A 17741-nucleotide genomic window follows, 5' to 3' on the forward strand; every position below is an offset into this window, starting at 1 on the left:
GCCTCCTCGTATCGCGAAAGAACAGCAGATCGAATGTTTTCGGGCAGCACGAATACACCTCGCGCAGCGAAAGATTCGATATGAACGCGGTGGGCGTGCCGCCACACTCGCGCAAGATCCCCGACAGATCATGTGGACGAGATCGACGACCGAGGGGTCGCCGAGGCAACGGACGCTGGGTCCGTCGCGGGTGCCTAGCTGTTGATCGTTCCTCCAACGGCTTTGTCAGTTACATCACATGGGCGCCTGTCCATGCAGTGCCGACAGTAGGCCCTCAGTTAATAAAAAGAAACTTTTTCCGCTAAAAAAATCGGTCAGACGTCCAGTCCGTACCGGCGGGTACCCACGACCAGGGCATGAGTGTGGGCTCCAACACATCGACCATCCATATGTGAGCCACCACACCTTCAGACCGGGACACTATGAGCCGAAACGTTGCATCTGCGTTGCATCGGCGCCGATGCGCCGGTCGAGGACCCGGATCTTGGCTTCTATCTGCGCATACAGCGGCGAATCGCGATCGACGGTCGACCGGTAGGCGGCCCACGCGGCAGCATCGTCGCGGCCTTCCGGACACGAGGTCCATCGGCGCAGTACGGCGGCGTCGGGGGCGGCGAGCACGGCGGTCCGCAACCGGACTCGCAGCTCGTCGCGGATATCGCAAATGCCGGGAGCCGAGGAGCGCGGCAGCACCGGACCCGCGTACAAGTTCAATGCGGATGCGGTATCACCGGAGTCGAGTGCGGCCCGGAGCTCCTCCACATCGGTTGCGACATGCACGCGCAGACGGTATGGGCGCGAACCGACCACCGAGGCGCCGATCACCGACCGCAGCCGCGACATCGCCGCGCGGATCGTGCCGTTGTCCAGATCGGTGTCGTCCAGCAGCAGCGCCAGGTGATCGGCGCCGAGACCTTCGGGATGTTCGGTGAGCAAGAGCAGGATCTCGGCGTGGCGCTGCGAGAGCGGCACCCGCTCCCCCGCGATGCTCAACTGAGGTTGACCAAGACCCAAGACGTCCAGACCGAGCCTGGCCTGTCCGGTGCCGTCGCGGTTCGCCGCAGCCGGCGCCTTGATCCCGTGGCTCGCGCGCATGGCTCGCAGCACCAGATCCATCTCGGCCGCGGTCGCGGCGGCTTTGACCAACGCGAGAATTTCGGGCTTGGCCACCCGCATCCCGCCGGCAATCATCAGAACGCCGATCAGTCGGCCGTCCGGCTCGTGCACGGGCGCCGCGGCGCCGGTGATCTGGTGCATGCGATGCAGGAAATGTTCGGGTCCGTGGATCCAGGTGGCGCGGCCGGTGCGCACGACGAGGCCGACGGCATTGGTGCCGATCCGGCGCTCGCTGAGATCGTCGCCCTCGCGCACGCCGATCTCGGCGGCGGCGGCGACCTGCTCCGGATGACCGTGCACCGACAGCACCCGACCGAACTGGTCGGCCACGGTCACGATCAATCCTGCGTGCGACGCGTCCTGGACCAGCAGTTTGTCGATCAGCGGCATGAGAGCGGCGATAGGGTGGGCGTCGCGATAACGCTCCAGATCGGCGCCGCGCAGCCCGCGACCGTCGAGGACGTCCGTCGGGTCGACACCGCCGCGCACACTGCGCAGCCATGATTCGAGAACGAGCGGACGTAGAAGACCGGCCAGCTGGGTAAGCTGTTCACCACCGGCACTGAGAAATCCATGGGCCTGTGCGGCATAGGCTTCCAGAGCACCGAGCTGTGCGCCCGACTCCGATGCCTGCCGTGGGGGCCTCCCACCTGCAAGATTGCTGACCATTTGCCTTTCTTTCCCGCTACAAACTGTACCGGGCAGATATCAGGCCAACCGCCAGAAGTCAGGGTTTGTCCCGCAGGTCACATCGTGGTATCAATCGTCACTTCGTCACACGACCATGTGGTCCGCTATGGACGCGGCGAGCATCACTGTGGTGGCCTGTGGACCGCGCCGCAACGGGACAGGGACGACCGACAGATCGGCCACCGTCAGTGCCTCGATGCCGTGCACACGCCCCTGTTCGTCGACCACCGCGCGCTCGTCCCCCGCGGGGCCCATGCGACAGGTACCGGAAAGATGTTGAGACGTGCCGACGTTGGCGCGCAGCCAGGTGTCGTCGACGGGTCCGATTCGCCGACCCAGGAGATCCGCCGTGAGTGCCACTGCCTCGCGCAACCGGGCTCGGTCCTGCTCGGCGCGGAGATAACGGTGGTCGACGCGGGCTGCGACAGCCGGATCAGTCGAAACCAGGGTCAGCTCGCCGGTCGACTCGGGACGCATCAGGGCGACCCCCACCCGGCGAAGACCCGGCGTGAACATCGCGGTGTAGGGACGTAGTTCCAGGTCGTCCATTTCGAGGACGTATTCGAGCGCGACGGTCGACCACGCGGGTTGCGCACCGGCGAATTCGATGCCGATCTCCGGATGATCGGTGCACCACGCGCCCACCGGAGCGGGTCGCAGCACCGGAACACCGAGCGAGCGCAGCAGCGGTTCGGGGCCGATCCCGGATCTGATCAGCAGCGCGGCCGACTCCACCGCACCCGCGCACAACACCACCTCGTCGGCATACGTCGTCCCGCGTTCTCGCCCGCGGGCCCACTCCACACCGATTACCCGGGTGCCACGCAGTAATAGCCGGGTCACCATTGTTTCGCCGGTGAGGATCAGATTGCTTCGGTGGAGTGCAGGAAAGAGATGGGTGATCGCGGGCCCGGCGCGGCGGCCTCGCGATATCGCCAACGGAACGCGCCCGAATCCCGCGCCGGTATCTGCGGACGGTGCGTTGAGATCGGGGATTTCGGTGAATCCCGCTGCCACGCACTGTTGCGCGAATTCGACGCTGAACTCGGTGGGGTCGCTGGTTCGTGAAATCGGGATCGGGCCGCCGATTCCGTGACCGGGCACAGCGCCGAATTCCGCATCGTCTTCCAGAGCACAGAACACCGGAAGGACCGATTCGAACGACCAGCGCGGGCCCGCCACCACGCTCCAGGCGGCGAAGTCGTCGGCGGGTGGGCGGATGAAGTAGCTGCCGTTGATCGCACCGGAACCACCGATCAGCTTGCCTCGCACCAGATTTCCCGGATACCGCCACACCAGTCGAGACTCGGGGCCGACCGGGAGATGACCTGGGTCGAGCAGTTCGACGGGCAGCTCCCCCAGCGCAGGGAAAACCGGTCCGGCTTCGATGACGCGCACCGAACGCGCCGGATCGGCGCTGAGCCGCGCGGCGAGCACGCAACCCGCCGACCCGGCTCCGACGATGAGAGTGCTCGTCACGCAGTCGGCTTCAGCGGGGCGGCACGCTCGGCTTGAGCGCTTCGAAACTGCGCGCCCGGATGACGCCGAGCCACAGGCCCGTGCCGTAGGCCACGTCGTCGAGACGCTTGTAGGCCACATAGCGGACCGGGTCGAGCCCGCCCGAGTCGCGATGGGTGAACCAGTCGGCGAGACCGTCGGCGAGTGCCATCGTGATGGCGATCTTGCGGATCCGGCTCGACGCGATCACCGCCAGGAGCGTCACCGGCCAATAGTCCCGGCACATCGCCGAAGCCAGTCGCCACATCCCGGCGAAGTAGCCGCGCGCGAGGTAGACCGCCGCGATCCGGGTCGGGTTGTCCAGTTCGGTGAAGACCCGGCGCAGGCGGACCAGGGCCGTCGCCAGAGTGACGAGTCCGCCGAGCAGACCCCATTTCGACAGTGTCGCGAACAGCAGACTGGCCAGCACGGTCCAGGTCGGCACCGACAGCGGCGAGACCAAGCCCGAGTGCCGTTTCCCGAGCGGTGCCGCGCCCGTGCCGTAGAACAGCTTTCGCCCGAACCAGGCGCGGAAGGCGACCCGGTGATCGTGGGCGACGTGCGCGGCGGGCTCGTAGCGCAACCGCCAGCCCGCGCGTTCGAGGCGCCAGCACAGGTCGACGTCTTCGGCCACCTGCATCGATTCGTCGAATCCACCCTCGCCGAGCAGCGCCGCGCGCCTGGCCAGCAGCGCCGCGCTGGGCACGTACGACACGATGCCGCGAGCGTGCACCGCCGATTCGCGCCGGCCGAGGTCGAGTGAGGAGCGAGTGTGTTCGTAGCGAGCAAGCGCGTTGGATTCGGAATCCAGGGCCACGATGCGCGGCGCGACCAGCGCGACCTGCGGATCGCTGAAATGTCCGAGCATGACCTCGAGCCATCCGCTGCGCGGCACCACATCGGAGTCCAGGAACGCCACGAAGCCCGTTGTCGCCGCCTGCAATCCGGCATTACGGGCGGCGGCGGGGCCGAGCGGGCTCTCGTGCCGCAGCACCGTCACCTGACCGCGGCCCGGCCGTGGCGGGATGCGGACCGGCTCGTCGGAGCCGTCGTCGACGACGATCACATTGTGCCCACGCAGCACTGCCAGCAGCCGTAACAGCCCGTCGGCGTTGTTGTAGAGCGGGATGACCACGGTGACGTCGTCGAGGGATGGTTCGAGCCGCGGGCGCGGGTTGGCCACGCCGGAATCGAGCAGTCGGCGCGCGACGATCGCGGACTTGGTGTCGGTCACCTCCAGGTATCCGTCGCCGATCAACTCGGCGGCCTCCGGGGCCAAGCGCAGCATCCGTGCGGGCGATCCTCCGATCAGGATCCGACCCCCGGAAAATGCGCGTACCCGTGGATCGATCCGTACCCCGAAGCCGTCGGGCAGACGATCATGGCGCATTCCTCGCATGCTATTCGCAGTTGGCCGCGCAGACATCATCACCCCACAAAAAAGGACCAAAGTCTGTCCGAAATACGGCTGTGACCGGTTGCCGGACGCGTCAACAAGATCGGCAGCGCACTTCCGGCAACCGGGATGGGCTCAGCCGAGCGGACTCTCGTTGCACGCCTTGGCCGGTGGCCGCTTCACGGTCAGTGGCAGCGACACCCTGGTTCGGCTGCGAACCGGGCGCGAGTGGTCGACGGCGGGGCGCGGAATGGTGCGTCCCGGCGCCGACAGCGCCGCTTCGCCGTAGCCCTGAACGCATTCCGGGTCCGGTCCGTTGGCGGGCAGGCCGGTGAAGAACTTCGCGGCCATGCAACCACCACGGCACGAGTCGTAGTGCGAGCACTTCGTGCACGCGCCACCGTCGACCGGCTCGCGCAGCTCGGCGAAGAGTTCCGAATCGGTCCAGACCGCCTCGAAACCACCGTCGGCGACGATGTTTCCGGCCTTGAAGCGGTCATGGATGGCGAACGGACAGGCGTAGACATCACCGACCGGATCGACCAGACAGACCACCCGGCCCGCACCGCACATGTTCAAACCCGGTAGCGCCGAGCCGAATGCGGACAGGTGGAAGAACGAGTCGCCGGTGAGGACGCCCTCGCCGTTGCGGACGAGCCAGTCGTAGAGCTCGCGCTGCTGTTCGGGCAGCGGGTGTAGCTCGTCCCACACGTCCGCGCCGCGACCCGAGGGACGAAGGCGGGTGAGTCGCAAGGTGGCGCCGTACTTGTCGGCGATGGCCTTGAACTCGTCGAGCTGGGAGATGTTGTGCCGGGTGGCGACCACCGAGAGCTTGGCGTCCTTGAAACCCGCCGCGGCGAGGTTCGACAGCGCCTTGATCGCGGTGTCGTAGGAGCCGGGACCGCGCACGGCGTCGTTCACCGCGGCATCGGCGCCGTCGAGGGAGATCTGCACGTCGACGTAGTCGCTGGCCGCCAAACGCGCGGCGACCTCTTCGTTGATGCGAACGCCGTTGGTGGAGAACTTGACCCCCACATTGTGCGCGGTGGCGTAGTCGACCAGTTCCCAGAAGTCGGGGCGCACAGTCGGTTCACCGCCGCCGATGTTGACGTAGAAGATCTGCATGCGCTCGAACTCGTCGATCAGCGCCTTGCACTGCTCGGTGCTCAGTTCGTTCGGGTCGCGGCGACCCGACGAGGACAGACAGTGCACGCACGACAGGTTGCAGGCGTAGGTGAGTTCCCAGGTCAGGCAGATCGGTGCGGCGAGGCCCGATTCGAAACGGTCGATCAACCTGCCGCCCTGGGTGGCGTCACCCGCCGCCAGGGCTGTCGGTGCGGCGGTGACCGGTCCGGGCGATGCCACGATCATGTCGGTGTCGGCCAGCTGCGCGAGCGCTTTGACGTGCGCGTCGGAGGCGTCTATGCCCTTGGCACGCAGTGCGTCGCGCACGGAGGGGTGCGCGGGCAGCGACCGGACCACATCGACGAGATCGCGGCTCTTGAGGAACGAGAGCTTGCGGGTGCCGAAGTGGTACAGCAGCGCGCCGAAGGATTCCGGGCGCAACGAGACCCGAGGGTGCAGCGTCCAACGGGTGTCGAGGTCCAGCATGGTCAGTACACGCCGCACATGCCGTCGATGCTGACCTCTTCGATCAGCGTCTCGGTGACCAGGTCCTCGTCGGATTCGACGGTCGCAGGCGTGGTGTTCTCAGGCATGACTACCTCCATTGTGTTGCCGGTCACCTCGCACCTTAACGTCAGTGACTGCCATAAAGGGCGGAATCGGAAAATCTTTCTCTGAGCACACCCCGCCCCCCTCGGCTGCGAACCCCTCTAGACTTCCGGAGGCAGGGACGGGAAAGGGCTGATGGCCCGGTGGCAGCAGAGGTGAGGCAGAGGCTTGCGTAACCATGGCGGGGCGGGTGCTGGTTCGACACTGTCGGAGGCAGAGATCGTCGACGCGGCACTGAAAGTGGTGCGCGAGGACGGGGTCGAGAAGCTGTCGATGCGGCGGCTCTCGCGCGAGCTCGGGGTGTCACCGATGGCGCCGTACTACTACGTGGCCGACAAGCGCGAGCTACTCGATCTGGTTGCCAGCGCGGCCCTGGTCGGGGTGCGCAAGCCGCCGCGCGAGTCCGGTCCGTGGCAGGTGCGCCTGCGCGATCTGATCGATCAGATAGACGATAAACTGCGCACGCATCCCGGCCTGGGCGACATCTTGCTCGAGCAGATGCTCGGCAAGCAGCTCGACCTGATCGACGCCGTGATGGAGATCCTGTTCGACGCGGGCTTCAGCGACCGCAACGTGCTGGCCGCCTACGCGACCATCCACACCTACCTGTTCGGCCGCAGCAGAGTGAACCCGCGCGACCGTTCCGCGCCCGCCGACGTGCTGCTGCCCGAGGCAGTGGCCCGAGCCACGAAGTACATGTCCGACCTGCGCGGCAAGTACTCCTACGACTTCGGGATGGAGGTGCTGGTCGCCGGACTCGAGGCGCAGCTTGCCCTGCAGGCGCGTCCCGGCCTAGCATGAAACTGAAACACGTTCTAGTTTTGCCCGAGAGGACGACATGACCACAGTCGAGGTTCCGCACGGCTCGCGCTCGGTGGTGCTGCGAGTAGCCGCGGTGATCGCCGAAACGGCCGACACCCACTCCGTGGTCTTCGAGGTACCCGCCGAACTCCGCGAGCGCTTCGCCTACTCCCCCGGCCAGTTCCTGACGCTGCGCATCCCGAGCGATCAGACCGGATCGGTCGCCCGCTGCTATTCGCTGGCCAGTTCGCCGTTCACCGATGACCTGCCGAAGGTGACCGTCAAGCGCACCGTCGACGGATACGGCTCGAACTGGCTGTGCGACAACATCGCCGCGGGCGACGAGGTCGAGGTGCTGCCGCCGTCAGGTGTGTTCACGCCCAAGGATCTCGACGAGGACATGCTGCTGTTCGGCGCGGGCAGCGGAATCACGCCGGTGATGTCGATCCTGAAGTCGGCGCTGTCGCAGGGTTCGGGCAAGGTCGTGCTGGTTTACGCCAATCGCGACGCGACCTCGGTGATCTTCGCGGACGAACTCCGCGATCTCGTCGGTAAGCATCCCCAGCGACTCACCGTCATCCACTGGCTCGAACCGCTGCTCGGTCTGCCGACCGCCGACATGCTCGCCACCTTGGTCCGGCCCTACACCGCCTACGAGGCGTTCATGTGCGGGCCCAAGCCGTTCATGGACCTGGTGCACGACGCGCTGGCCTCGCTCGAGGTCCCGCGCAACCGCACCCACGCCGAGGTGTTCAACTCCCTCGCCGGAGATCCGTTCGCCGACCACGCGCCCGCCGAGGTGTCCGAGGCCGAAGCGGCCGACGCGGCGACGGTCGAGGTGGAACTCGACGGCCAGGTGCACGAGATGTCGTGGCCCCGCAAGCAGACGCTGGTCGACATCATGCTCGACAAGGGCCTCGACGTGCCCTACTCCTGCCAGGAGGGCGAGTGCGGGTCGTGTGCCTGCACCGTGTTGGAAGGCAAAGTGGAGATGGCCAATTCGGAGATCCTCGATCCCGAGGACATCGAGAACGGGTACATCCTCGGCTGCCAGGCGCGGCCGGTGACCGATCGGCTGCGGATCCAGTTCTAACGCATGGCGCGGTAGGCGGCGCGTTGCTCGGGGTCGAGGTGTTCGGTCGCGTAGCTCAACGCGGTGCGGCCCAGCTCGGGTGCGTTCCGGTTCAGGAAATCGGTGAGTGCGGTCTGGTCGACGCGCTTGCCGATTTCACGCAACATCCAGCCCAGCGCCTTCTGGATCAGATCTCGGCGGTCCGTCCGAAGGATTTCGGCGAGCTCCAACGTGGTGCTCGGGTCGCCCGCCTTGATGAACGCGAACGTCGACAACAGCGCGACGCGGCGCTCCCACAGCGAATCCTGTTCGGCCAGTTCGAACAGCAGCGTGCGGTCTTTGTCGAGTAGCCAGGGGCCGATGATGTTCTCGGCGGAGGCGTCGACCAGATCCCAGTTGTTGACCCGGCCGCGCCGGACGGCCGCCAGGTAGAGATCGACCATCTCCTTGCGGGCCGTGTCGTCGAGGGCACGCGGTTTCGATGCCGCCGCGAAGCGGGCGTTGAGGATGAACAGGGCAGCCAGGCGTTCCTCGTGGAGGGGACTGTCGAGGAGTTCGTCGATCTGCGAAAGCGGCAGTGCGGGGAACTGTTTCGCCACTTTTCTGGTGACGGGGACTCGGATGCCGAGAAAGATGTCGCCCTCGCCGTATTCGCCGGGGCCGGTCTTGAAGAAGCGTTGCAGGTGATGCGCGTCAGTGGGGTTCGCCAGGTCGGCGAGGGCCTTACGCACCTGTGCAGCGGTGGGAAGCTCGGACACACGCACCTCCGGGTCGGCGGATTCCCTCCGCATTCAACACTGGTGCGGTGACATGCCGGAGCAGGCTCCCCGTCGTCCGATCAGGCCGGTAGTGCGCCGAGGAGGCGGCCCGACTCGAATGTCGCCGCACCGGAGGGCAACTCGCCCGGCCGACCGCTCGTGCGGACGGTGACGGTGCCGGAGCCGGTGGTGGGGCGGCCGAGTTCGTCCATCTTGCGCACGGTCTGGGCGGCGACAGCTTGGGCGCTGTCGAACAGGCGCACGCCGTCGGGCAGTGCGGCGATGATGGCGTCGATGACCAGCGGGTAGTGGGTGCAGCCGAGGACAACGCCCTCGACGTCGGCCGGGGTGCGCGCGGCCGAGTCGGCGATCGACTCACGGATCGCCACGATGTCACCGCGGTCGATCGCATCGGCCAGGCCGTGGCAGGCGACTCCGACGACCTTCGCGTCACCGCCGAACCGGGCGATCAGATCGGCCTGGTAGCGGCTGGCGGTGGTCGCCGCCGTCGCCCACACGGCTACCGAATTACACTGTGCGGCAGCAGGTTTGATCGCGGGAACCGTGCCGATCACCGGCACCGAATCCCCCACCTCCGCCCGCACATGCGCCAACGCGGTGACGCTGGCGGTATTGCACGGCAGCACGATCACCTCGGCCCCCGCCTCGATCGCCTGCCGTGCCGTGCCGACGACCCGCTCGACCACCCACTGCTCCGGCTTGGGCCCCCAGGGCGCACCATCGGGGTCGAGCAGCAGCAGCAAGTCGACGTCGGGCCGCAGCTTGCGCAACCACGAAGCCGTAGGCAACAGGCCGAGGCCGGAATCGATGAGCGCGACGATCACCGCTACACCGTATTACAGCGGCGAGCCCGGCCGATCGCGACCATGGACGCACCGGCCCGGGCGGGCTCAGCCTGCCGCGGCGAGGAGGTCCGCCACCGGCGTGGGGGTGGCCAGTTTGGCGCGCAGTTTCATCACCTGGCTGGTCAGGCCCGCACCGAGCACGGCCGTGAGGATGCCGTCGCGGGAGTAGTAGGCGAGGAACTTGCGGCCGTCGTCGGTGACCACGGTGACGTCGTCGCCGGCCGAGGGGGTGCCGAGGGCCTGGATCTTGACGTCGTACTGGTCGCTCCAGAAGTACGGGACGCGGGCCATGGTGGGCGGAGTACCGCCGAGGAGGGCGGTGACCAGCAATTTCGCCTGCTCACCCGCGCTCGTCCAGTGTTCGACCCGCTTGCGGACGCCGGAGTCGTGCTGCCAGGCGGCGACATCACCGACCGCCCAGACGGCGTCGGCGGAGGTACGGCCGACCTCGTCGGCGAGCACGCCACCGCCCGCGGACCTGTCGGCCAGCTCGATACCGGAGTCGGCCAGCCAGTCGGTGACGGGGACCGAGCCCACGCCGACCACGACCAGGTCGGCGTCGAGGTCGGTGCCGTCGGTGAGGACCGCGCCACACACCCGGCCGGAATCGTCGGCGCGCAGGGTGTCGACGCCGACACCGCAGCGCAGGTCGACGCCTTCGTTGCGATGCAGGCGCGCCACCAGGCCACCGATCTGCTCGCCCAGGACCGAGGCCAGCGGGGTCGGCTGGGGTTCGACGAGGGTGACCTCGACTCCGGCGGCGCGGAAGCTGGCGGCGAGTTCGCAGCCGATGAAACCGGCGCCGATGATCAATGCCCGGTTCGCACCGTCCAGTTCGGCGCGCAGGGATTCGGCGTCCTCATGGGCACGCAGCACATGTACGCCCCCGACCTGGGGCAGACCGGGGAGCCTGCGCGGGCGCAGACCGGTCGCGATGATCAGCTGGTCGTAGGCGATGGTGGCGCCGTCGGCCAGGGTGACGGCGCGCGCGGCGGTGTCGACACCGGTGACGGCGGTACCGAGGCGCAGCTCGATGTTCTTGTCCGCGAAGAACTCCGGCGGGCGAAGGGTGGTGTCGTCGGTCTCGCCGCGCACGAACTGCTTCGACAGCGGCGGGCGGTCGTACGGCGCGCGCGTCTCGTCGCCGAGCAGCAGCACACCGCCCTCGTATCCGGCCCGGCGCAGTTCCTCGGCCGTGCGCAGGCCTGCCAGACCCGCTCCGACGATCACGATGGGCGCGCTCATATTGTGTCCTCTCGGCATGCTCGGTCGCTGACCGCTCGTGCCATGTTTCTGCTGTGTCGCGGACCACTACGGCCCCCAGATGTTTGTACCAGTGCGCCGGGTCACCTGTGACACCCACGTCGCAACACAACCGTGCCGCTTCCGATGTCGACCGGGCGGTCAATCAGGAGTAGACCGAGGTCAGAGGTATTTTCGTCTCAACGAGGAGGCATTTCCCATGTTCACCAACAGTCGCGCACAGGACTTTCTGGCCGTTGTGCTCGGCGCATTCACCGCACTGTCGCCCCTGTGGCTCGACACCAACGACAACGCCCGCTGGACCCTGATCGTGCTCGGCGTACTCATCGCCGCGACCGGTCTGATCCAGATGGCCAGGGACGATCTGACGGTCGCGGACTACGCGATGGGCGTGTTCGGCGTGCTGCTGTTCATCTCGCCGTGGGCCATGGACTTCACCGCGTTCAGCGGCGCGTCCTGGACCGCATGGGTGGTCGGAGTGGTGACGGCGGTGGTGGCGGTCGCCGCGCTGCCTGCCATGAACCAGCGCCTGCACAACATGGCTCCACATCACTGATGCCGGGCCGACGAGTCGGGCGCCGCAACGCGAAACGCGATGGCGACGCCCGGCAACTCATCCTGGATGCCGCCGAGACCCTGTTCGCCGCACAGGGATTCGACGCGACGCCGACCGCGGCCGTCGCCGCGGCCGCCGATGTGCCGAAAGGACTGGTCTTCTACTACTTCCCCACCAAGAACGCGATCCTGTCCGCGCTCATGCGCGAACGCGTCCCCGAACACCCGATCGACGACCTCGCCGCCGTGGTGACCCCCGGCGATCCGGCCGCCAGCCTGATCAACCTCGACACCGCGATCAACCTGCGCGACCATCACTCCTCGGTCCTGCGGGTGATCATGTGGCGCGAAGCCGACACCCACCCCGACGTGCGCCGCAAACTCCGCGCCCTGCGCGATCAGCTCCTCGATGTCACCACCCGGGTCCTGCAAGCCAGCACCCCCGTCCCCGTCCGCCCCGGCACCCTCCACGCCTGCGCCGCTGCCTGGGTGTCCGCCATGTTCGCGATCGCCAGCACCGACCGCCTCCACGCCCTCGACGACCTACCCGTCCCGACTGCCGACGACCTGTTGAACGTCGCCCAGGTGGTCGCGGCGGGCATGACCCACCTCGGCTGACGGCAGCGTAGATCCGTCAGCTTCGGCTGTCCGCCGGGCGTCGTCGACGAGATGCCGATCCGGTCGGCGCCGCATCCGCCGCGGTGAGCGCCCCGCCACGGAGAACGCGGAGGGCCACCGAGCCGAGGACCCCGTGCAGGACGGCCGCGGTGGCGGCGACGACGTGCAGTCCACTGACGAAGGCGCTGCGGGCGTCGTCGAGTACGGCGGGGGCGAGGCCGGGCAGGTGCAGAGTCTCGCCGAGGGTCGGGGCAGGGTCCGGACCGTGGACGCGGAACAAGACGGCGGCCAGCGAGCCGAACAGGGCGATACCGAGCGCGTTGCCGAGTTCGTTGCCGGTCTCGGCCAGCGCGGCCGCCGCGCCCGCCCGTTCGGCCGGCACCGCGGCGACGGCGATCTCGGCGACCACGCTGAACGAGATGCCGTAGCCGATGCCCGCAACCGCCGTCGCGGCGATATACCAGCCGACCCCGCTGCCGGTGCTGGTCGGCAACAGCAACGACAGTCCGATCGCGATCGTGAAGTGGGCGGTGATCAACGCTGCCGACCGGCCGATGCGGGCCACGACGACCGGGGTGACGACGGCGGCCGCGGTGAGCACGAGCGCGCCGGGGACCGCGAGCAGCGCGGCCTTGGCGATGGACCGGCCGAGCACGGATTGCAGGTACATCGCCGCCAGATACGCGGTCGCCGACCAAGCCGCCAGGGGCAGGAACCCGGTCACGATCGCGATGGTGAAGACCCGGTTGCGGAACAGGGTGAAGTCGATGAGCGGGTTGTCGATGCGCCCCTGCCTGCGGCCGAACCACGCGAGCAGCGCCACACCGACCAGGCCCACAGTCACCGAGGAAATGGATATGCCCTGCGCAGCGCCGTGTTTCACCGCGTACATGGCAGCCAGAAGTCCAGATGCCGAGGTGAGCACACTCGCCACGTCGATGCGGCTGAGGCCGGTCGCACGCACCTCACCGAGCAGGATCGGCGCCAGCACCAGGAACACCAGCACCACGGGCACATTGATCAGCAGCACCGATCCCCACCAGAACCGGGTCAGCAGCTGCCCGGCGACGATCGGGCCGATCGCGAAACCCGCGGCGAAGGTGGCGGCGAAGATGCCGATGGCCTGCGCGCGCCGGCGCGGGTCGGTGAACAGTGTGCCGAGCACGGCGAGCGCCGACGGCAACAGCGTCGCGCCTGCCACCCCCATCAGGACGCGGAAAGCGATCAGCAGTGCGGGGCTCGTGGCGAAGGCCGCCCCCACCGAGCCGAGGCCGAACATCGCCGCGCCGAACATCAGTAGGCGTTTGCGGCCGTATCGGTCACCGATGGTGCCGAACGCGATCAGCAGGGCGCCGACCGCGAAGCCGTAGCTGTCCAGGATCCAGAGGGCTTCGTCGGCCGAGGGTGAGAGCGCCTCGGTGACGGCGGGCATGGCCAGGAACAGCACCGAGCCGTCCATGGCGACGAGCAGGACGGGGCCGAGCACCACCAGCAGGCCCAGCCAGGATCGCAGCTCGATATCGATTCGATTCATGTCCCCACCCTGCGATCGCGTGCGAGTGGTAACCAGACCCCTGACGTGGGTACACCCGGCCGGGATAGGCAGGACAACCCGGTGGTGCCTACGATCGGAACGATGGAGTTGGAAAGCCTCGGAACGTTCCTCAAGTCCCGCCGCGACCGAACTACCCCTGAGCGGATCGGCCTACGCACCTTCGGCGTCACCCGCCGCGTCCCCGGACTTCGCCGCGAAGAACTCGCTCAGCTCGCCGGAGTCAGCGCCGGTTATTACACGCGCCTCGAACAAGATCAGGCCGGAACCGTTTCCGCGCAGGTCATCGACGCCATCGCCCGGGTGCTCCAGCTCGATCCCGCCGAAACGGCCCACCTGCACAACCTCGCAGGTCAACCGGCCGTGCCGCACCTGGTCCGGGCCGAACCGGAACAACCACATCCGCGGGTTCTCACGCTGCTCACCTCGCTCGGCGACACCATGCCCGCGGTCGTGCTCGGACGCCGTGGCGATGTGCTGGCCTGGAATCACGCCGGGCACGCGCTCGTCGGCGAGCACCTCGACTTCACCGCGCCCGACGACCCCGCCCGACGTCCGTCGATTCCGCGACTGTTCTTCCTCGATCCACTCGCCAGGGATCTGTACCGGAACTGGGACGAGCTCGCCCGCATTCACGTGGGCTACCTCCGGCTGACCGCGGGACGCTACCCCACCGACGCGCGTCTGGCCGAACTGATCGGCGAGCTCACCATGCGCAGTACGACTTTCGCGACACTGTGGGCCGGCGCGGAGGTCGCCGATTGCACCGTCGGGCCGATGGATCTGCGTCATCCGACGGTCGGCCGTGTCGACGTCGACTATCAGGTGTGGTTGCAGCCCGACAGTCCTGACCACCGGCTCGAGGTCTACACCGCGCGCGATGCGAGCTCGGCAGACGCGCTGCGCCTGCTGACCGCCGGATCCACCAGGACGCGTCGGGTGCCGGCGATGGTCGACTCCGAGACACCGGACGCAACCCCCACCTAGGGCTTGTCGACGAACCGGTGGCGCCGCGGGTATCGCGGCGCCACCGGTGTCGATCAACTGCCCGCGATGATCGACTCCGCAGCACCCGGCGGGACCGGGGCGTAGGAGTCGAACACCATCGAGTAGTTCGCTCGGCCACGGGTTTTCGAGCGTAGGTCCCCGATGTAGCCGAACATCTCCTGGAGCGGGGTCAGCGCGCGGATGATGTGCGCGCCGCCCCGTTCCGTGAGCTCGGTGACCCGGCCACGACGGGCGTTGAGGTCACCGATCACCTCGCCGACGTACTCCTCCGGTGTCACGACCTCCACGGCCATCACCGGTTCGAGCAGCACCGGCTTCGCTCGCGCGAGCGCCGCGCGCACCGCCGCCGCTCCCGCGAGACGAAACGCCAGTTCCGACGAATCCTGCGCGTGGGCGGCGCCGTCGAGCAGCGTCACCTTCACGTTCACCAGCGGAAAGCCGGCGAGCGTGCCGACGCGCAGCGCGTCTTGCGCGCCCACGTCCACCGCGGGGATGTACTCCCGCGGCACGCGCCCGCCGGTGACCCGGCTCTCGAATTCGTAGATCGCGTCGTCCTCGGCCACGTGGGGTTCCAGCGCGATCACCACCTTGGCGAACTGCCCGTGCCCACCCTGTTGCTTGCGGTGGGTGTATTCGAACAGATCGACTGCCGCGGTGATGGTTTCGCGGTAGGCCACGCGTGGGGCGCCGATGTCGGCGTCGACCCGGAACTCCCGTTTCATCCGGTCGACCAGGATCTCCAGATGCAGTTCGCCCATGCCGCCGATGACCGTCTGGCCGGTTTCGGCGTCGATGCGCACGGTGAACGTCGGGTCCTCGTCGGCCAGGCGCGCCAAGGCGGTGCCCAGCTTGTCCTGGTCGGCGCGGGTCCTCGGTTCGATCGAGACGGCGAGTACGGGGTCGGGGAAGGTCATCGACTCCAGGACGACGGGGGCTGCCCGATCGCACAGGGTGTCGCCGGTTCCCGTCGCCTTCAGACCGATCACGGCACAGATCTGCCCGGCCTGCACCCGCTCGACGGCGATCTCGGTGCTCGAATGCATCTGGAACAGTTTGCCGAGACGCTCCTTTCGTCCATTGGTCGAATTCAGTACGGTCGCACCGGGTTCGGCGGTACCGGAGTACACCCGCAGGTAGACGAGCTTGCCGAAGAACGGGTGCAGCGCGACCTTGAACGCCAGCGCCGCGAACGGCTCGGCGATATCGGGCGCGCGGTGGATGTGCTCGCCCTCCCGCGAGAACCCGTGCACAGCAACGACATCCAGCGGCGACGGCAGGTAGTCGACGACGGCATCCAGCAGTGGCTGCACGCCGATGTTGGCCAGCGCCGAGCCACACAGCACCGGGTAGGCCCGTGCGTCGATCGTCATCCGCCGGATAGCCGCCTCGAGAACATCGACGGTGATCGGCTTGCCTGTGAGGTAGCGCTCCAGTACTTCCTCGTCGGCCTCCGCGACGGCCGCCTCCAGCGCATCACGATGCTGGAAGGCTTTGGTACGCAGATCTTCCGGAATCTCGATCGTCTCGAAACGAGCACCGCGGTCGGTGTCGCCACGCCACACCTTGGCGGTCATCTCGACCAGGTCGATGATGCCGTCGAACTCGCGTTCCGCACCGATCGGCAGCTGAATCACCAACGGGCGCACCCGGAGTCGCTCCGCGATGGTCCGCACGGTGAACGCGAAATCGGCACCGAGCTTGTCCATCTTGTTCACGAAACAGAGCCGCGGGACGCCGTACTTGTCGGCCTGCCGCCACACCTGCTCCGACTGCGGCTCCACGCCCTCCTTGGCGTCGAACACGGCGATCGCACCGTCGAGCACTCGCAGCGAACGCTCCACCTCGACGGTGAAGTCGACGTGGCCGGGGGTGTCGAGGATGGTGATCTGGTGCTCGTCCCACCAGCAGGTGGTCGCCGCCGCCGCGATGGTGATGCCGTGTTCGCGCTCCTGGATCATCCGGTCCATCACCGCGGTGCCGTCGTGCACCTCACCGAGGGTCCGGGTGACACCGGTGTAGAACAGCACCCGTTCGGTGGTCGTGGTCTTGCCCGCGTCGATGTGGGCGGCGATGCCGATATTGCGAATTCGGGCGAGATCGATTCTGGTCATGGGAATCCCCCAGGCTGGTTCTTGTCGATGAATCGACGCTCGCCAGTGGGGCGTTCCGGGAACGGCACGGGCGTCGGATCACGCGGCGCCGCACCGGCGCCGAAGGACCCGATGCGAGCTAGAACCGCGACTGCGGACGTGCTGTAACCATGCGACAAGTTCTACGCGCCCGATCGCGCGCTGTCGACGGGATTTCCGCCGCCCGGGCATAAACGCGCGACCACGACGGTTCGACACAACGAACAGCCCCGCCACCCCCTAGGAGCCGATCGATGCCCGAAACCGCGCTCGACCTGCACGCCCTCATCGCCGACTCCCGCATCGGCATCCTGGCCACCATCAAATCCGACGGCCGCCCCCAACTCTCCCCCGTCACCCCGTACTACGACCGCGCCGCCGGCATCATCTACGTCTCCATGACCGAAGGCCGTGCCAAGACGATCAACCTCCGTCGCGACCCGCGCGCTGCCCTCGAGGTCACCAGCGCCGACGGCTGGTCTTGGGCCACCGCCGAGGGCACCGCCACCCTGACCGGCCCCGGCACGGACCCGAACGGCCCGGAAGTCGAGGCCTTGGTCGACTACTACCGCGCAGCCGCGGGCGAACACCCCGACTGGAACGAGTACCGCGAGGTCATGGTCTCGGATCGCCGCGTACTCATGGCCCTGTCCGTCGAGCACGTTTACGGCGCCAAGATTCGCTGA

The 17741-nt window shown here is 67.7% G+C and carries 16 protein-coding genes; 6 read left to right on the top strand and 10 right to left on the bottom strand.

What is annotated here, in order from left to right; all coding sequences use genetic code 11:
• Positions 1–420: 420 nt before the first annotated feature.
• The 5 genes from ACFQ9R_RS13960 to mftA all read right to left on the bottom strand — a co-directional run bounded on the left by ACFQ9R_RS13960 (position 421) and on the right by mftA (position 6417).
• Positions 421–1785, bottom strand: coding sequence for a GAF domain-containing protein (locus ACFQ9R_RS13960; RefSeq protein ID WP_378990877.1), 1365 nt, complete (start codon positions 1783–1785; stop codon positions 421–423).
• 105 nt (positions 1786–1890) lie between these two features.
• A complete protein-coding gene (gene mftG, locus ACFQ9R_RS13965; protein WP_378990879.1) occupies positions 1891–3285 on the bottom strand; it encodes a mycofactocin system GMC family oxidoreductase MftG in 1395 nt (464 codons plus the stop codon).
• 10 nt (positions 3286–3295) lie between these two features.
• Positions 3296–4693: a mycofactocin biosynthesis glycosyltransferase MftF gene (mftF, locus tag ACFQ9R_RS13970; protein WP_358060798.1), complete on the bottom strand. Its 1398-nt coding sequence runs from the start codon at positions 4691–4693 to the stop codon at positions 3296–3298.
• Positions 4694–4834: 141 nt separating this feature from the next.
• Entirely contained in the window at positions 4835–6310 is a 1476-nt protein-coding gene (gene mftC / locus ACFQ9R_RS13975) for a mycofactocin radical SAM maturase (protein ID WP_378991230.1), read from the bottom strand.
• Between the two features lie 2 nt (positions 6311–6312).
• Complete coding sequence (gene mftA / locus ACFQ9R_RS13980; RefSeq protein ID WP_101468422.1) at positions 6313–6417, bottom strand: mycofactocin precursor MftA; 105 nt, start codon at positions 6415–6417, stop codon at positions 6313–6315.
• Between the two features lie 184 nt (positions 6418–6601).
• On the opposite strand from mftA, the gene mftR2 reads away from it, so the two are divergent.
• The gene (gene mftR2, locus ACFQ9R_RS13985) at positions 6602–7234 is read left to right on the top strand and encodes a mycofactocin system transcriptional regulator MftR2 (RefSeq protein ID WP_378990881.1); all 633 of its coding nucleotides are present in this window, start codon (positions 6602–6604) and stop codon (positions 7232–7234) included.
• 37 nt (positions 7235–7271) lie between these two features.
• Positions 7272–8327, top strand: a complete 1056-nt coding sequence (locus ACFQ9R_RS13990; protein WP_378990882.1) for a 2Fe-2S iron-sulfur cluster-binding protein — start codon at positions 7272–7274, stop codon at positions 8325–8327.
• Here ACFQ9R_RS13990 and ACFQ9R_RS13995 read toward each other — a convergent pair.
• The 3 genes from ACFQ9R_RS13995 to ACFQ9R_RS14005 form a co-directional block, all read right to left on the bottom strand.
• Positions 8324–9064, bottom strand: a complete 741-nt coding sequence (locus ACFQ9R_RS13995; RefSeq protein WP_378990885.1) for a DNA alkylation repair protein — start codon at positions 9062–9064, stop codon at positions 8324–8326. The two genes, ACFQ9R_RS13990 and ACFQ9R_RS13995, sit on opposite strands and share 4 nt — an antisense overlap.
• An 80-nt stretch (positions 9065–9144) precedes the next feature.
• Positions 9145–9909, bottom strand: a complete 765-nt coding sequence (locus ACFQ9R_RS14000; protein ID WP_378990886.1) for a glutamate racemase — start codon at positions 9907–9909, stop codon at positions 9145–9147.
• A 66-nt stretch (positions 9910–9975) separates the two neighbouring features.
• Entirely contained in the window at positions 9976–11175 is a 1200-nt protein-coding gene (locus ACFQ9R_RS14005) for an NAD(P)/FAD-dependent oxidoreductase (RefSeq protein ID WP_378990888.1), read from the bottom strand.
• Positions 11176–11392: 217 nt separating this feature from the next.
• On the opposite strand from ACFQ9R_RS14005, the gene ACFQ9R_RS14010 reads away from it, so the two are divergent.
• Positions 11393–11749 carry an SPW repeat protein gene (locus ACFQ9R_RS14010; RefSeq protein ID WP_378990889.1) on the top strand — a complete coding sequence of 119 codons (357 nt, stop codon included), beginning with the start codon at positions 11393–11395 and terminating at the stop codon, positions 11747–11749.
• Positions 11749–12366 (top strand): TetR/AcrR family transcriptional regulator, encoded by a 618-nt coding sequence (locus tag ACFQ9R_RS14015; RefSeq protein WP_378990890.1) that lies wholly within the window; start codon positions 11749–11751, stop codon positions 12364–12366. The genes ACFQ9R_RS14010 and ACFQ9R_RS14015 overlap by 1 nt, the downstream gene beginning before the upstream one ends.
• 16 nt (positions 12367–12382) lie before the next feature.
• On the opposite strand, the gene ACFQ9R_RS14020 is transcribed toward ACFQ9R_RS14015, so the two are convergent.
• Positions 12383–13900: an MFS transporter gene (locus ACFQ9R_RS14020; protein ID WP_378990892.1), complete on the bottom strand. Its 1518-nt coding sequence runs from the start codon at positions 13898–13900 to the stop codon at positions 12383–12385.
• A 102-nt stretch (positions 13901–14002) separates the two neighbouring features.
• On the opposite strand from ACFQ9R_RS14020, the gene ACFQ9R_RS14025 reads away from it, so the two are divergent.
• Entirely contained in the window at positions 14003–14905 is a 903-nt protein-coding gene (locus tag ACFQ9R_RS14025; protein ID WP_378990894.1) for a helix-turn-helix transcriptional regulator, read from the top strand.
• Between the two features lie 53 nt (positions 14906–14958).
• On the opposite strand, the gene fusA is transcribed toward ACFQ9R_RS14025, so the two are convergent.
• The gene (gene fusA, locus ACFQ9R_RS14030) at positions 14959–17037 is read right to left on the bottom strand and encodes an elongation factor G (protein ID WP_378990897.1); all 2079 of its coding nucleotides are present in this window, start codon (positions 17035–17037) and stop codon (positions 14959–14961) included.
• Positions 17038–17309: 272 nt separating this feature from the next.
• Here fusA and ACFQ9R_RS14035 point away from each other — a divergent pair, with 272 nt between their 5' ends.
• A complete protein-coding gene (locus ACFQ9R_RS14035; RefSeq protein WP_378990900.1) occupies positions 17310–17741 on the top strand; it encodes a PPOX class F420-dependent oxidoreductase in 432 nt (143 codons plus the stop codon).

It is taken from the genome of Nocardia sp. NPDC056541 (genome assembly GCF_042794235.1).
In the GTDB taxonomy this organism is placed as follows: domain Bacteria; phylum Actinomycetota; class Actinomycetes; order Mycobacteriales; family Mycobacteriaceae; genus Nocardia.

Bases quoted from the DNA above. Each gene is read 5' to 3' on its own strand.
- ACFQ9R_RS13960 (WP_378990877.1), bottom strand. From the start codon at position 1,785: ATGGTCAGCAATCTTGCAGGTGGGAGGCCCCCACGGCAGGCATCGGAG.
- mftF (WP_358060798.1), bottom strand. From the start codon at position 4,693: ATGCGCCATGATCGTCTGCCCGACGGCTTCGGGGTACGGATCGATCCA.
- mftC (WP_378991230.1), bottom strand. From the start codon at position 6,310: ATGCTGGACCTCGACACCCGTTGGACGCTGCACCCTCGGGTCTCGTTG.
- mftA (WP_101468422.1), bottom strand. From the start codon at position 6,417: ATGCCTGAGAACACCACGCCTGCGACCGTCGAATCCGACGAGGACCTG.
- ACFQ9R_RS13990 (WP_378990882.1), top strand. From the start codon at position 7,272: ATGACCACAGTCGAGGTTCCGCACGGCTCGCGCTCGGTGGTGCTGCGA.
- ACFQ9R_RS14005 (WP_378990888.1), bottom strand. From the start codon at position 11,175: ATGAGCGCGCCCATCGTGATCGTCGGAGCGGGTCTGGCAGGCCTGCGC.
- ACFQ9R_RS14010 (WP_378990889.1), top strand. From the start codon at position 11,393: ATGTTCACCAACAGTCGCGCACAGGACTTTCTGGCCGTTGTGCTCGGC.
- ACFQ9R_RS14015 (WP_378990890.1), top strand. From the start codon at position 11,749: ATGCCGGGCCGACGAGTCGGGCGCCGCAACGCGAAACGCGATGGCGAC.
- ACFQ9R_RS14020 (WP_378990892.1), bottom strand. From the start codon at position 13,900: ATGAATCGAATCGATATCGAGCTGCGATCCTGGCTGGGCCTGCTGGTG.
- ACFQ9R_RS14025 (WP_378990894.1), top strand. From the start codon at position 14,003: ATGGAGTTGGAAAGCCTCGGAACGTTCCTCAAGTCCCGCCGCGACCGA.
- fusA (WP_378990897.1), bottom strand. From the start codon at position 17,037: ATGACCAGAATCGATCTCGCCCGAATTCGCAATATCGGCATCGCCGCC.
- ACFQ9R_RS14035 (WP_378990900.1), top strand. From the start codon at position 17,310: ATGCCCGAAACCGCGCTCGACCTGCACGCCCTCATCGCCGACTCCCGC.